Raw genomic sequence first — 14,992 nt, 5'->3', positions numbered from 1 at the left:
ACAAGCATAAATCATTAAAATTTTGTATTTTTGGAGAAATATATTTGATTATTTTTATAATTAATATATTTAATTATTAATTTAAAATATTTGATATGAAATTAAAATTATTAGTTATTACTTTACTAATAATATCTGGCTTATACAGCGCGCAAGTGGGTGTAAATACTACCTCGCCAACTGAAACTTTGGATGTAAATGGTTCTTTGCGAGTGAGAAAAATAAATCAGATAGGACCAGATCAATCTGCAAAAGATTCCATAATGGTATTTGATGCAGATGGCGTTGTGAAATATGTAAGTGCAAGCAAAGTGGTTTCTCAAGCAGCTGCAGGAAGCTCAAAAGTACTCACCAATTCTACTTTAATCGGTAATGGAAGTACCGGAAATGAATTGGGATTAGCTCAGCAAGGTGCAACTGCAGGTCAAGTTTTAGCTTGGAACGGTTTAACTTGGCTTCCAGTTAATACAGCAGCTTTAGGAACTACAGTTTCAAATACTTCTACAGGAAATCTATTATCAACCACGGTAAATGGAACAATTGGCGCTACTGTTCCCATCATCAATAGCAATGCAATAAGCATCACTGCTGGAGTTTTAAAATCATCAGTAAATGGTGTAGAATCTACTATTACGCTTCCCGTTTCTGATGGTAGCGATACCAAAGTAGAAGCTGGAACTGGAGCGGTAACCGTTACCGGAACTGGAACAACTGCTGATCCTTATAAAGTAAATAATACTTTTACAGAAATTGACGGAAGCACTACCAATGAAGTAAATACCGCTTTATCAAGTGCTGTAAATACTCTTTCCATAACAGATTCAAACGGAACTTTAACTGCGCCAGTGGTTAATTCTAATAATTTAACCATTACTTCTGGAGTTTTAAAATCTTCTGTTAATGGGGTGGATTCTACTGTTACTCTTCCCGTTTCTGATGGTAGCGATACCAAAGTAGAAGCTGGAACTGGAGCGGTAACCGTTACAGGAACTGGAACAACCGCTGATCCTTATAAAGTAAACAATACCTTCACAGAAATTGATGGAAGCATTACCAATGAAGTAAATACCGCTTTATCAAGTGCTGTAAATACTCTTTCTATTACAGATTCAAACGGAACTTTAACTGCCCCGATGGTAAACTCTGTTGCAAATAATATTACTGCTGGTCAACTAACAACCACCGTAAATGGTGTTGCCGGAACTGCAATCACGCTTCCCGTTTCTGATGGTAGCGATACCAAAGTAACTGCGGCAGGAATAAATACTATTTCTGGAAATGGTACAGCTGCAACTCCTTATTTAATAACAGGAACAGAAGTGGATGGAAGCATTACTAATGAAGTAAATACCGCTTTATCAAGTGCTGTAAATACGCTTTCTATTACAGATTCAAACGGAACTTTAACTGCCCCGATCGTAAATTCTGTGGCAAATAATATTACTGCTGGTCAACTGACAACTACTGTAAATGGTGTTGCCGGAACTGCAATCACGCTTCCCGTTTCTGATGGTAGCGATACCAAAGTAACTGCTGCAGGAATAAATACTATTTCTGGAAATGGTACAGCTGCAACTCCTTATTTAATAACAGGAACAGAAGTGGATGGAAGCATTACCAATGAAGTAAATACCGCTTTATCAAGTGCTGTAAATACTCTTTCTATCACAGATTCAAACGGAACTTTAACTGCGCCGATCGTGAACTCTGTTGCAAATAATATTACTGCTGGTCAACTGACAACTAATGTAAATGGTGTAGCTGGAACTGCAATCACGCTTCCCGTTTCCGATGGTAGCGATACCAAAGTAGAAGCTGGAACTGGATCGGTAACCGTTACAGGAACTGGAACAACTACTGATCCTTATAAAGTAAACAATACTTTCACAGAAATTGATGGAAGTATTACCAATGAAGTAAATACCGCTTTATCAAGTGCTGTAAATACTCTTTCTATTACAGATTCAAACGGAACTTTAACTGCGCATATCGTAAATTCTGTGGCAAATAATATTACTGCTGGTCAACTGACAACTACCGTAAATGGTGTGGCTGGAACTGCAATCACGCTTCCCGTTTCTGATGGTAGCGATACCAAAGTAGAAGCTGGAACTGGAGCGGTAACTGTTACCGGAACTGGGACAACTGCTGATCCTTATAAAGTAAACAATACTTTCACAGAAATTGATGGAAGTATTACCAATGAAGTAAATACCGCTTTATCAAGTGCTGTAAATACTCTTTCTATCACAGATTCAAACGGAACTTTAACTGCGCCGATCGTAAATTCTGTGGCAAATAATATTACTGCTGGTCAACTAACAACCACCGTAAATGGTGTTGCCGGAACTGCAATCACGCTTCCCGTTTCTGATGGTAGCGATACCAAAGTAACTGCTGCAGGAATAAATACTATTTCTGGAAATGGTACAGCTGCAACTCCTTATTTAATAACAGGAACAGAAGTGGATGGAAGCATTACCAATGAGGTAAACACCGCTTTATCAAGTGCTGTAAATACTCTTTCCATAACAGATTCAAACGGAACTTTAACTGCGCCGATCGTAAATTCTGTGGCAAATAATATTACTGCTGGTCAACTGACAACTACCGTAAATGGTGTGGCTGGAACTGCAATCACGCTTCCCGTTTCTGATGGTAGCGATACCAAAGTAGAAGCTGGAACTGGAGCGGTAACCGTTACAGGAACTGGAACAACTGCTGATCCTTATAAAGTAAACAATACCTTTACGGAAATTGACGGAAGTATTACCAATGAAATTCAAACACTTTCAATTTCTGGAAATAATCTTACCATCTCTGGTACAGGTGGAAATACGGTTACATTGCCTTCAAATGTAGTAACTACACTATTGCAAAATACAACTACCGGCGTTATTACGTACACTAACGAAAGTTCTACTGCACAGACTGCAAATGTTGTAAGTGCAAACGCGAAAAATGATATCACGGTTGGAACCGATGGAGGTGCTTATTTTGCAAGCCCACTGAAAGCAATGGGAAAAGTGAATGCAACTGGTACTGCTGCAAAGATAAAAGGTGCAACTGTTTCTAGAACATCGGTTGGTGTTTATCAAGTAACTTTCACAACCGCTATGAGTTCTGCAGATTATGTGATTCAATTAACTAATAAAGATTTATTAGGTGTTGCAAATGATTCACCTAGCGTAAATTACACCAATCAAACCACTACAGGTTTTACAGTATATACTGCAGATAATGATAATGGTGGAAGCAATAGTTCGAAAAGAGACATAGAATTCATGTTTTCTGTATTTGATTTTTAATATTTGAAACAGAAATTCAATCATTAACACTATTTTAAAGAATGTAACTTATGAAAAAATATTTATTTACCATAGCACTAGGATTATTCTCTTTGTTTGCTTTCGGTCAAGTTCAAGTAGGGTCATTAATAAAAGTCCACTCGGTAAATACCACAGCTATGAATGCTCTAACGCCAGCAGAAACAGGCGTTTTGATTTATAATACAGACGATACAAGTTTATACGTTTATAATGGTTCTGCATGGGAAAAACATAAAGGATCGGGATGGGGTTTAACTGGGAATAATATAGTTGCAACCAATTTTTTAGGTTCAACCAATAATGTACCTTTAGTATTCAAAGTAAATAATTTTGAATCCGGTAGAATAGATTTATATCAAATTTCTACTGCTTTAGGTTATCAAACAACAGCAGGGTACAAATCTGTAGCTATTGGTAGTTCAATTTCTTCAGCAGATACAGGAACTGAAAGTGTTAGTATCGGACAAACTTCTTTAGCTAAATATCAGTCTGTAGCTGTTGGATCTGCAGCAAATACAACTAATAATCAATCTGTAGCAATTGGGAATATAGCAACTGCAGGATTTCAAGCTACAGCTTTGGGTTCTAATACAACTGCATCAGCAAATAATTCTACAGCAATAGGATACAACACTACTGCAGCGCAAGCCAATACTGTGATTTTAGGAAATGGTGCAAATGTTGGAATTGGTACAGCTACACCTAATAATAAATTAGAAATAACTCAAGGGACAACTGGAAATTCAGGTTTAAGATTAACCAATCTTACCAGTGCAGCTTTTTTAGGTACAAATTCTACAGGAGATGTTGTTTCTTCTTTACTTACTACAAAAGATTTAGCAACAGGTACTTCTGTAAATACAGCAACTTCACCACTGGTTTTAACAAATAGCACAGGCCAAATTGTTGGTGCAAATGATGCAACTTTTACCGTAAATAATACTGCTCCACTTTGGAATGCCAATCAACTACAGGGAAAAGCAATTTCTACAACAGCTCCTACAGATGGTCAAGCATTGGTTTGGGATACAACAACAAGCACTTGGAAACCTACCAATTTTGGTGTATTTTCAGTAATTACAGTACCTGGAACTACTTACACTCTTTCAAATGCTGACAATGGAAAAATATTAGATTTTACTAATTCTTCGGCCATAACACTCACAGCTCCAAGTACTTTACCAATTGGTTTTCAAGTAAGTATCACACAAGCTGGAGCAGGTGCAATTACAATTTCTGGAAGTGGAATGACAATAAACAATAGATGGGGAGCTACAAAAACTTCTGGACAATGGGCAAAAGCTGGTTTGGAAGTAAGAGCAGCAGGTTCATCTGTGTTAAGTGGAGATGTTCAATAATTTTATATAAACGAAGAATGTTTAAACAATTAATAAATGTAAAACTTTTTGCTTTAGTACTAATTCTAATAACTCAAAATATTTTTGGGCAAGTTTTGCCTACAAATCGGTATTACAGACCAGCTGGACCTTTAGATATTACTTCTACTGCTTCTAGTTTTGGCTATAGCTTAAGAAAATTAAAAAATAGTTATTCTGGTTTTTCCATAAAAATTAGAAATGGTAGCACTAATGCTGAAGCCAATGTTGCTTTTGATAATACAGGTGTAGTGAGTACAAATAGTGAGGTAACAATTACTTTAGCGGGCGGAGGGTTTTCTGTGGGAAATACTACGACTCTTTCCAGTTTTAAAGGTTCGGCTGTTTTATATGTTACAACATGGTACGATCAAGGAGCGACAGCGTATGACTCCACACAAACTATAATTGCAAATCAACCTCAATTACAATTAAATACTGCAGGCAGCGGAAATACCAAACCTAGCATTTATTTTGATGGATCTAATGATTATTTAGCCATTAATCAACCGATACAAAATATTGTAAATAATGGTATTACTGGATCTTTTGTAGTAGCGATAAAACCTTTGGCAAATAACAATCAATTTTCTTTTGGTTATATAAATACTGCCACAAACTGGCGATGGAGTTTTCACGTCAATTGGAGCGATGGTAATTCCTATTTTGACAGTGGAGAAAATTGTTGTGCATCAAATCGTAGATATTATAATGCACCAAACATAGGACTTTGGAAACAATATTCTTTTATAAGAGGAACTTCCTACAAAACGGTTAGAGTAAGTGGAGCCACAACAGCTCTTAACAATTCTGCAGCAACTTCAAGCACGCAAACAGGTGGTCAATTCTGGATCGGTAACGCCTTTGGAAATAGTACAAATACACCTTACACAGGTTATATGAGCGAAGTTTTGATGTTTCCTACAGATATGCCAATTTCCGCAATCACCCCAATTGAAAATGATCAAATTGGTTTCTGGAATTTATAAAAATTATTTAAAATATAATTTTTATATGTTAAAAAAACTTTCATTTTTACTTCTTTTATGTTCATAATATAGGTTACTCATCTATATTTTGTTTTATTTTAAAAGTATGTAATAAAGTTAAATTAATTTTCTCATTTAAAAACATTTATTGATAATGAATCTTATTCTTTTTTATTTTTAAATTAAATTTGCAGTTCATCAATTTGAAGAAAGCGCAAAATGCCAATTATTACTCTAACATCAGATTTTGGGAACAAAGATTTTCGCGTTCCTGCAATGAAAGGCAAAATTCTTTCATTAAATATAGGTGGAAGATTGATTGATATTTCTCACGAAATTGATGCCTACAACCTGATAGAAGCATCTTATATCGTAAGAAATACCTACAAATCTTTTCCCAAAGGTTCTATTCACATCATTGCCGTGGATAGTTTTTATAATAAAAATAGAAAATGTATTCTGTATGAGGCAGATGGACATTACTTTTTAGCCGCAGATAACGGACTATTGAGTTTAATTTTCTTTGATATTATACCTACAAATATTTTCGAGATCACCTTTAAAAATAGGTTTGAACAAGATGATAAATTTACAACCATAGATTTGTTTGCAGAAACGGCGGCACATCTTCAAAAAGGTGGTTTGCCAGAGATAATTGGTAGAAAATTATCTAATCCCAAAGAATTATCTTTTCCAAGACCTACTTTTTCATCAGGCAAAATTGTAGGAGAATTCATGTATATAGATCATTTTGGAAATGTGGTTTCTAACATAAGCAAAACAATCTTCACCAAAAAAATGGTGAATTACGATTCTTTTAGTATCCAATTTAGAAACCAAGCGCTCACAAAAATATATAATACAAGAACAGGAGTAGTTGCAGATTGGGACAATGAAAAGGAATATCTAGGCAAAGCAGCTGCAATATTCAACGAATTTGATCTTCTGGAGCTTACAATATACAAAGGCAATATAAACAATGGTGCAAAAACACTGTTTGGTTTGAATATTGGAGACAAAATTTTCATACAATTTTCTAACAATCTATAATTTACCCGTTAAAAAACACAAATTTTCTTATATTTGTAAAAATCAAATATTATAATGGCAGAATATAAATTACTACTTCCATCTATGGGAGAAGGCGTGATGGAAGCTACGATTATCAGTTGGCTTGCCAATGAAGGTGACACCGTAAATGAAGATGATAGCGTTGTAGAAATTGCAACAGATAAAGTAGATTCTGATGTTCCGACACCAGTTTCGGGAAAAATTGTGAAGCTTCTGAAGCAAAAAGACGATGTTGTGAAAATTGGCGAAGCAATCGCGATTTTGGAAACAGATTCTGATGCAGCGATGCAAAATAATGAGCCAAAAGATCATGAGGAAGTGAGTAATCAAATTCCTACATCGGATGCAGAAACTCTACAGCAATTGGAACAACCCTTGCAAAATGGTGTTGGAAACTCCACGATTTTGGATTCAGATTTATACCTTTCTCCATTGGTGAAATCCATCGTAAAAGAGGAAAACATTACTGAAAACGAATTAAATTCTATAAAAGGTTCTGGTCTAGAAGGTAGAATAACTAAAGAAGATATACTCTCTTTCGTTAAAAATAGAGGAAATGCACCAGTTGCAACAATTCCAGTTGCACAAACTGCGCAAGCACAAAACATTCCTGCTCCAGTTGCACCTATAAAATTGAATGAAGGAGATGAAATAATCCAAATGGATAGAGTGCGAAAAATAATTGCAGATGCAATGGTGAAGAGCAAACATACTTCTCCACACGTAACTTCTTTTATAGAAACAGACGTAACGAACGTAGTAAAATGGCGTACGAAAAACAAAGATCTTTTTATGAAAAGAGACGGCGAAAAACTAACGTTTATGCCCATCTTTGTGAAAGCTATTGTGAAAGCAATTCAAGATTTCCCAATGATCAATGTTTCTGTAGATGGAGATAAAATCATCAAAAAGAAAAACATCAATATTGGTATGGCAACCGCTTTACCAGACGGAAATTTGATTGTACCTGTAATTAAGAATGCAGACCAACTATCGCTTTCTGGTCTCGCAAAAGCCATCAATGATTTGGCACACAGAGCTAGAAATAAAAAATTGAAACCAGAAGATACGCAAGGTGCAACATATACCATCTCAAACGTTGGTGGATTTGGAAATTTAATGGGAACACCTATTATTCCACAACCTCAGGTTGCCATTTTAGCTGTTGGTGCCATTGTGAAAAAACCTGCAGTTTTGGAAACCGAAGACGGAGATGTAATTGCAATTAGAAGTTTGATGTTTATGTCTCACTCTTACGATCATCGTGTGGTAGATGGTTCTTTAGGCGGAATGTTTTTGAAACATGTACACGATTATCTCCAAAATTGGGATATGAATACAGAAATTTAATATCTTTAAATTACGATAAACTTAACGCACTTTCAAACGAGAGTGCGTTTTTTGTGATTAAATTTATTAAATTTGAAAAAAGATATTTTATGTGGGAAGCTTATATAATATTCAGTGCTGTACTGCTTGTCGTGAGTTTTTTACCAAGATTTAAAAACCAACATTGGCTTTTTCGCGTGTGGGATTTTGGGAAAACACAATTGACTATTATAATGTTGGCAACATTTTTAGCTGGATTTTTATTAAACAATTTCTCTACTTCATTTTATATAATCCAAGGATTTTTATTAATTACCATAGCATATCATTGTATTGTTCTTGCTAAATACACACCACTTTACCCAAGAAGTAAGCACCAAAAATCTAGAAATTCTTCTAAAAATATAAAGATTATTTCTGCAAATATTTACTTATTTAATAAAGATTATGCTTCATTTATTTCTTTAATAAAAAAAAATGAACCAGACTTATTTCTTATGATGGAAAGCGATGAACATTGGGAAAACGCTGTGAAAATTTTAGAAAAAGACTATCCAAACCATATAAAAGTATCATTGGACAATACGTATGGTATGCACTTCTACTCTAAATTTAAAGTTGCAAAATCCAAAGTTCATTATTTTGTAGCAGACGATATTCCCAGTATAGAAGCGCATCTAGAAACGGAAGATGGTTTTAAATTTGTATTTTTTGGTGTGCATCCTCCTCCACCAAGTCCTACGGAAGAAGAAACATCAAAAGAGCGAGATGGCGATATTTTGAGCGTTGCAAAAGAAGTGAAAAATATAGAAAAACCTGTTTTGGTAATCGGTGATTTTAATAATGTGGCATGGTCTAATTCTTCGATTTTATTTAAAAAAGTAAGCGAATTAATAGATCCCAGAATTGGTCGCGGTTTTATATCAACCTATCATGCTAAATACAAATTATTGCGATTTCCGATAGATTTGATGTTTCATTCTCCAGATATTTTTATAGAAAATTTGAAAACTTTGGAAGCTTTTGGCTCAGATCATTTGCCTATCCTTTGTGAATTTTATATTGATAAGAATGATCAAAAACAAAAAAATGAAGTAGAAAAGAGCGATACCGAGGAAAAAACTGAAGCAGAAGAATTAATTGACGAAGGTAAAAAAGCAGAAAGCGATAGATGATTTTTTGATTAATTTATTACGATAAAATCTTAAATCAGACTAAATCACTTCCTCTTCTGTTATCCATTTTTTCAATTTTGGGGCTTTGTATTTCCCCATTCTTTTCAATAATGTGGGCATTGTTTTGCCAACAATAAATAATTTTTGATGTGTATTGGTAATAAAATTTTGCTTTTGCATTTCATCAAAAAAGGTAAGCAAATGATCATAAAATCCTTTGGTATTCAAAATTCCGATGGGTTTTTGATGCATTCCTAATTGTGCCCAAGTTAGCATTTCAAAAAATTCTTCCATCGTGCCAAAACCACCAGGCAGAACGATAATTGCGTCTGATAGTTGATACATTATTGCCTTTCTTTGGTGCATACTTTCTACTACAATCAAATCTGTAAGACCGTCGTGAGAAACTTCCTTGGTTTCCAAAAATTCTGGAATCACACCAATTACTTCACCTTCATTTTCAAGCGCACCATCTGCTACACTTCCCATTACACCTATTTTTGCACCTCCATAAACAACGGTGATGCCATTATCTGCGAGCAATTTCCCAACTTTGTAGGCTTCCTTCACAAAAATTTCGTCTTCGCCGGAACTGCTTCCGCAAAAAACGCTTATTCTTTCTATATTTTCCATCTGTAGTACAATCTTTTGATTGTCTTATTTTCTTTATTAATATTTTTAAAAACTACTTAAATTTGGCGAAATATCTATATTTGGCGCAAATTTCCTTATCAGTTTTTCTAACTCTATTTGATTGGTATTTAAATCTTTTAGATGTTCTATTATTTTTTTTGAATTAAATTTTTCTATGACAATGCTAATTTCATTATCTACTTCAGTAATTTTTATAGATTTAGTGGCGCTCCACTTCAACTTGCTTCTTCCAATAAACTTAATTATCTCCTGATCTAAAATAATTTCAGGAAAAACGTAAGCTAAAAGTGCTTTCACAAAAATTCCAAAAATCACTATTGAATAAACGAAAACTTCCACGCCAAATTTTTTAGCATTTTCAGAGGTTTCAATTCTGTATAAAGCAAAAATAAGAATTATTAAACTTACTGGAATTTTTGTGAAAAGATTAGACTTTTTACGGATTTTCTTTATCATTTTTAAAAACTCATCTCATCCATTACCATTTTTCCATTTTGTGTACTTGGCAAAAGTTCTTCTTTTATAAATGATTTTATTGAATCCGATTCCTCATTTTCTGGAAAAAGAACATGCACATTTGCACCCGCATCCAACGTGAAAAAAATATTCAACCCTGTTTCTTTTCTAAATTCCCAAATATTATTGATGATTTCTAGCGTACCAGATTTCATCAAAATATACGCCGGATTGCTCATCATCATCATCGCATGCAAGGTTAATGCTTCGTGCTCTACAAAAGTGATGAACCTTTTCATGTCGCCAGTTTTCAAAATTTCTTTTAAAATTTTAAAATTTTCATGGGCTTCTTCAAATCTTCGTTCTGCATATGCATTATCGTCCATCAAAGCATGACCAACTGTAGAACTTACTGTTTTTTCTCCTTCGTGAACGAGCAAAACCCAATCGTTAAATTTTTTGAAAACAGGATGAATTTCCTCATTTGGATAAGGTACCGCAAAAAGATTAGAACTTTCTGCAACTTCTTCCGTCTTTCCCCAAACTACCAAACCATTGTACAAGCTTCTGCAAGCACTTCCGCTGCCTAATCGAGCCAAAAAACTCGTTTTTTGCGTGTCGGTTGTTGCTTGTTGGTTGTCAACATTAAAATTATGATCTAAACTCATCAAACATTTTGCGATGGCACCAAAACCCGATGCAGAACTTGCAATACCAGAGCTGTGCGGAAATGTATTTTCAGTTTTGATGATATATTTCCCTTTTAAAATCCATGGTAAATACACTTCGATGCTTTTGAAGTATTTTTCTATTTTTTCGGCGAATTTCACTTCTTCATTTCCTGCTAAATAAGTTTGTACTGAAAATTCTTCCGCAGCAAAAAACTCCATCTCAGTATTTGTTTTACAGTGGTTTAATGTAAAGCTGATGCTTGGATTGGCCGGAATTTGGCCCTCATATTTGCCCCAATATTTTATCAGTGCGATGTTGGAAGAACAAGATTCTACAACCTTTTGATTAGAGATTTTGAAGTTTCTATTTCCTGAAAATTCGGTCATATTCTAAATTATTTATATAATATATTTTTAAGAATTGTACATTTTATCGATGATTTCTGCGTACTTTTTCATCACTACATTTCTTTTTATTTTCAAAGTTGGGGTTATTTCTCCACTGCCAATTTCAAATTCTGCAGACATCAAAACAAATTTTTTCACCTTTTCAAAACCAGATAATTTTTTCTGAATTTCATCAATTTTTTCATCGTAAAATTGTTTTATTTTATCAGAATTCACCATTTCAGACCAATTTGTAAAAGGAATATTCATCTTAGAAATAAGTTCTTGCAAAGCTTCAAAGTTAGGAATTATTAAAGCCGTTACATACGGTTTGCCCTCTGCAACTACCATTACTTGATTGATGTAATTATCATTAGAAAGCAGATTTTCAATAGGTTGCGGCGTTATATATTTTCCGTTAGATGTTTTCATTAAATCTTTTATCCTATCTGTGATGATAAGATTTCCTGCTGCATCAAATTTGCCTAAATCTCCAGTTTTAAACCAGCCATCTTCCGTGAAAACCTCTGCAGTTTCTATCGGTTTTTTATAATAACCTTTCATTATACCTCTTCCTTTGGCGAGAATTTCGTCGTTTTCGCCAATTTTAATTTCGGTATCACCAATTGGAATTCCTGCGGATCCGTGCTCGAAATGATGGGTAGAAAAACACGTTAAAGTAGCCGTAGTTTCCGTCAAACCATAGCCAACTGTAATGTGAATTCCCATGGCTTCAAATAATTGAGTAACTTCTGCAGAAACGGAAGCTCCACCACAAGGCATAAACCAAAGTTTACCACCCATTTTATTTTTAATTTTATCGAAAACTAAAGTTCCAGCAATTTTATTTTTAAATTTTAACAGAAGTGGAATTTTCTTATCCAAACGTTTCAATTCTGCAACTTCAGTTCCGGTTTTCAAAGCCCATTTAAAAATATTCTTTTTGGTGCTCGAACTGGTATTTGCCGTTTCATTCACACTTGCATAAATTTTTTGGTAAAACCTTGGAACAGCACACATTATGGTCGGTTTTATTTCTGATAATGCATGTGCAATTAATTTGGTATTTTCTAAAAAATAAACCTTTGCACCACCAGAAAGCGCGAGTAATGTCCAGCTTCTTTCAAAAATATGCGTTAATGGCAAAAACGCTAATGAAGTTTCATTTTCAAAATTTTTGAATTTAAAAAAGCTAAAATGCGCATCTACAGATTGGTGGAAATTCCCGTGCGAAAGCATCACTCCTTTGGGAACTCCAGTTGTGCCAGAAGTATAGATAATGGTAGCCAAATCTTCATCTTCTTTAGAAACCAATTCGAAATTTTCATCTTCATCTTCTATTAAATCTTCTAAATATTGGCTGCTTTCTTTCTTTATCCAGATCGCTTTTTTAGCAACAATTATTTGCTGTAAGATTTTATTTTTATTTAATATTTCAAAAGCAGCATCATATTGCTCTTGGTTTCCCACCAAGATCATTTTGCATGCGGTTTCATTTAAAATATATTCTGCTTGTTCGAGATTATTCGTAGAATAAATAGGAACTGTAACAGCTCCAACTGATAGAATTGCTAAATCTAAGATGATCCATTCTGCAGAATTATCTGAATAAATGGCAACATTATCTCCAGAGGAAATGCCCGCATTTCGCAGTGCATTTGCTGTTTTAAAAACTATTGTTCTAAATTGAGACCACGATATTTCCGTCCATTCCTCTTTTTTCTTAAAACCAATTGCTGGTTTTGAGGGAAATTTCTCTGTATTTTTATTTAAAAATTCTGCTACGTTCATTATTTTTTATGATCTGAAATATAATTATTTAAATGGAATTCTACACTCTCTTGTATAGAAATAAATGGATAATTGATAGTTTTTAGCAATTTCTTGTTGCTCACTTTTGTATTTGTGCTTACGGCTTCTATGTTTGGCTTAGAAATCATTTTTAATGGTGAAATGAGCCAACCCAGCAAAATATTGAGAATTCTACCTATATTTAATAAAAACATTGGCAACAATTTTGTCTTAGAAAGTCCAACTTTTTCGCGAATTTGATCTGCAATTGTCACGAAATTCTTGTTTTCTGCAACTACAACAAATCGCTCTCCAAAATGTTTATTATCCATTAATTCTAGGGCAATTTTGGCAACGTCTCGCACATCTACATAAGCTGTGCCGCCAGAAAAAGTAAATTTATTTTTAATAAAAGTTGAGAATAATGTTCCACTGCTATTTTTCCAATTTCCACTTCCGAGGATCACACCTGGATTAAGAATTACGGTATTCAAACCTTCTGCGGAAGCGCGCCAAACTTCCATTTCTGCAAAATGTTTGGAAGCTGCATAAGCAGAATGCGAAATTTTCGGGTTGTAATCGCAAGTTTCATCTATTTCGCCAGAGTCATTTACTCCATCCAAAACTGCGATAGAACTAATGTAACAAAAATTTTGTACGCTAGAGTTTTCACAGGCATACAAAAGTTGCTCTGTAAATTTTATATTATTCTGGTGCAATTCCTTTTTATCTTTCGGGTGAAAACTTACTTTTCCAGCACAATGATAAATTTCTGTAACGTTTTCTAAAGCGGTTTTCAAAGACTCTGCATCTTCAAAATCTACATCTACCCATTCTATTTTATTATAATATTCGTCGGGATTTTCTGTGTAAAATTTGAAAGAATTTCTCACATCTTCTACATTTGAAGTTGCACGTTTGCAAGCACGAACTTGTTTGCCACTTTTCAAAAGTTCCAAAACCACTACTCTACCGAGAATTCCTGTTGCGCCTGTTATGAGAATCATATATTGCTTAATTGAGTTTTTGAGTTTCTGAGTTTTCGAGTTTTTCTAAAAATTTTAGTTGCAAAAAAACAATTAATTATCGAGTAAATTGTAATCCAAAAACCCCAAAATATAAATTCTGAAAGACTAAAATTTATGCTATCTCTCATTTTATAAAAATAAAAAAAGTGAGTAAAAATATATTAAAAAAACTTGACCATAAAACAATAAATCTTGCTAATAGTTTCATTTATAAAATTCTATTAATTAAAAACAATAGATAAAAACACCAAAAATTTAACAATCAAATTCTTTTTTCGATCTATTATATCCGACAAATTTAAGCAAAAGATGCTGAAATTTTTAGTTATATTTGTTTATTAATAACATTGTTATGGTTTTAGAAAATAGTAAAGACAACGAAATTATTCTTAAAATTCCTGCTGATTTTGACATTTTGGGATTGCAGCGCATCATTAATTATTTGAAATATAAAGAAATAATTAAAAAAAGTGAAGCAACGCAAGAGATTGCAGATCAATTAGCCGAAGAGTCTAAAACAAATTGGTGGCAAGAAAACAAGGATAAATAGTCAGCGCTTAAAAACACTATGATTTTCAATTTCTAAAATTTTAATATTGATATTTTCTGGAATTTTTGATTCCAAGTTAAAGTTATCACGGATAAAAGTACATTTAAAATTTGGCAAATGGAAGATTTCCATTTATTCATCATCCTTTTAAAGTTAAATGCCGCTGCAGCGAGTAAAATGTTTATA

Annotated in this window: 12 protein-coding genes; 7 read left to right on the top strand and 5 right to left on the bottom strand. The window is 33.8% G+C overall.

Features of this window, described 5'->3' with window-relative positions:
• The first annotated feature begins 95 nt into the window (after window positions 1-95).
• The 6 genes from HNQ03_RS05180 to HNQ03_RS05155 all read left to right on the top strand — a co-directional run bounded on the left by HNQ03_RS05180 (window position 96) and on the right by HNQ03_RS05155 (window position 9,269).
• A complete protein-coding gene (locus tag HNQ03_RS05180; RefSeq protein WP_173778608.1) occupies window positions 96-3,308 on the top strand; it encodes a beta strand repeat-containing protein in 3,213 nt (1,070 codons plus the stop codon).
• Between the two features lie 50 nt (window positions 3,309-3,358).
• Window positions 3,359-4,687: a hypothetical protein gene (locus tag HNQ03_RS05175; RefSeq protein ID WP_173778607.1), complete on the top strand. Its 1,329-nt coding sequence runs from the start codon at window positions 3,359-3,361 to the stop codon at window positions 4,685-4,687.
• Window positions 4,688-4,704: 17 nt separating this feature from the next.
• Window positions 4,705-5,694, top strand: a complete 990-nt coding sequence (locus tag HNQ03_RS05170; RefSeq protein ID WP_173778606.1) for a hypothetical protein — start codon at window positions 4,705-4,707, stop codon at window positions 5,692-5,694.
• Window positions 5,695-5,913: 219 nt separating this feature from the next.
• Window positions 5,914-6,744, top strand: coding sequence for an SAM hydrolase/SAM-dependent halogenase family protein (locus HNQ03_RS05165; RefSeq protein ID WP_173778605.1), 831 nt, complete (start codon window positions 5,914-5,916; stop codon window positions 6,742-6,744).
• A 54-nt stretch (window positions 6,745-6,798) separates the two neighbouring features.
• On the top strand, window positions 6,799-8,115 hold the full coding sequence (locus tag HNQ03_RS05160) for a dihydrolipoamide acetyltransferase family protein (RefSeq protein ID WP_173778604.1): 1,317 nt from the start codon (window positions 6,799-6,801) through the stop codon (window positions 8,113-8,115).
• A gap of 89 nt (window positions 8,116-8,204) precedes the next feature.
• Window positions 8,205-9,269, top strand: coding sequence for an endonuclease/exonuclease/phosphatase family protein (locus tag HNQ03_RS05155; RefSeq protein ID WP_173778603.1), 1,065 nt, complete (start codon window positions 8,205-8,207; stop codon window positions 9,267-9,269).
• 39 nt (window positions 9,270-9,308) lie between these two features.
• On the opposite strand, the gene HNQ03_RS05150 is transcribed toward HNQ03_RS05155, so the two are convergent.
• The 5 genes from HNQ03_RS05150 to HNQ03_RS05130 are packed head-to-tail and all read right to left on the bottom strand — an operon-like array spanning window position 9,309 to window position 14,235.
• Complete coding sequence (locus HNQ03_RS05150; RefSeq protein ID WP_194305158.1) at window positions 9,309-9,902, bottom strand: LOG family protein; 594 nt, start codon at window positions 9,900-9,902, stop codon at window positions 9,309-9,311.
• 45 nt (window positions 9,903-9,947) lie between these two features.
• A complete protein-coding gene (locus HNQ03_RS05145) occupies window positions 9,948-10,379 on the bottom strand; it encodes a hypothetical protein (RefSeq protein WP_173778602.1) in 432 nt (143 codons plus the stop codon).
• A 2-nt stretch (window positions 10,380-10,381) separates the two neighbouring features.
• Window positions 10,382-11,437 (bottom strand): diphosphomevalonate/mevalonate 3,5-bisphosphate decarboxylase family protein, encoded by a 1,056-nt coding sequence (locus tag HNQ03_RS05140; protein WP_173778601.1) that lies wholly within the window; start codon window positions 11,435-11,437, stop codon window positions 10,382-10,384.
• A 27-nt stretch (window positions 11,438-11,464) separates the two neighbouring features.
• Window positions 11,465-13,228 (bottom strand): AMP-dependent synthetase/ligase, encoded by a 1,764-nt coding sequence (locus HNQ03_RS05135; protein ID WP_173778600.1) that lies wholly within the window; start codon window positions 13,226-13,228, stop codon window positions 11,465-11,467.
• Complete coding sequence (locus HNQ03_RS05130; RefSeq protein ID WP_173778599.1) at window positions 13,228-14,235, bottom strand: NAD-dependent epimerase/dehydratase family protein; 1,008 nt, start codon at window positions 14,233-14,235, stop codon at window positions 13,228-13,230. The genes HNQ03_RS05135 and HNQ03_RS05130 overlap by 1 nt, the downstream gene beginning before the upstream one ends.
• Before the next feature lie 373 nt (window positions 14,236-14,608).
• On the opposite strand from HNQ03_RS05130, the gene HNQ03_RS05125 reads away from it, so the two are divergent.
• Window positions 14,609-14,806, top strand: coding sequence for a hypothetical protein (locus HNQ03_RS05125; protein WP_173778598.1), 198 nt, complete (start codon window positions 14,609-14,611; stop codon window positions 14,804-14,806).
• Window positions 14,807-14,992 lie beyond the last annotated feature (186 nt).

It is taken from the genome of Frigoriflavimonas asaccharolytica, assembly GCF_013294015.1.
Taxonomy (GTDB): Bacteria; Bacteroidota; Bacteroidia; order Flavobacteriales; family Weeksellaceae; genus Frigoriflavimonas; species Frigoriflavimonas asaccharolytica.
This window is presented reverse-complemented; position numbering and strand designations above follow the sequence as displayed.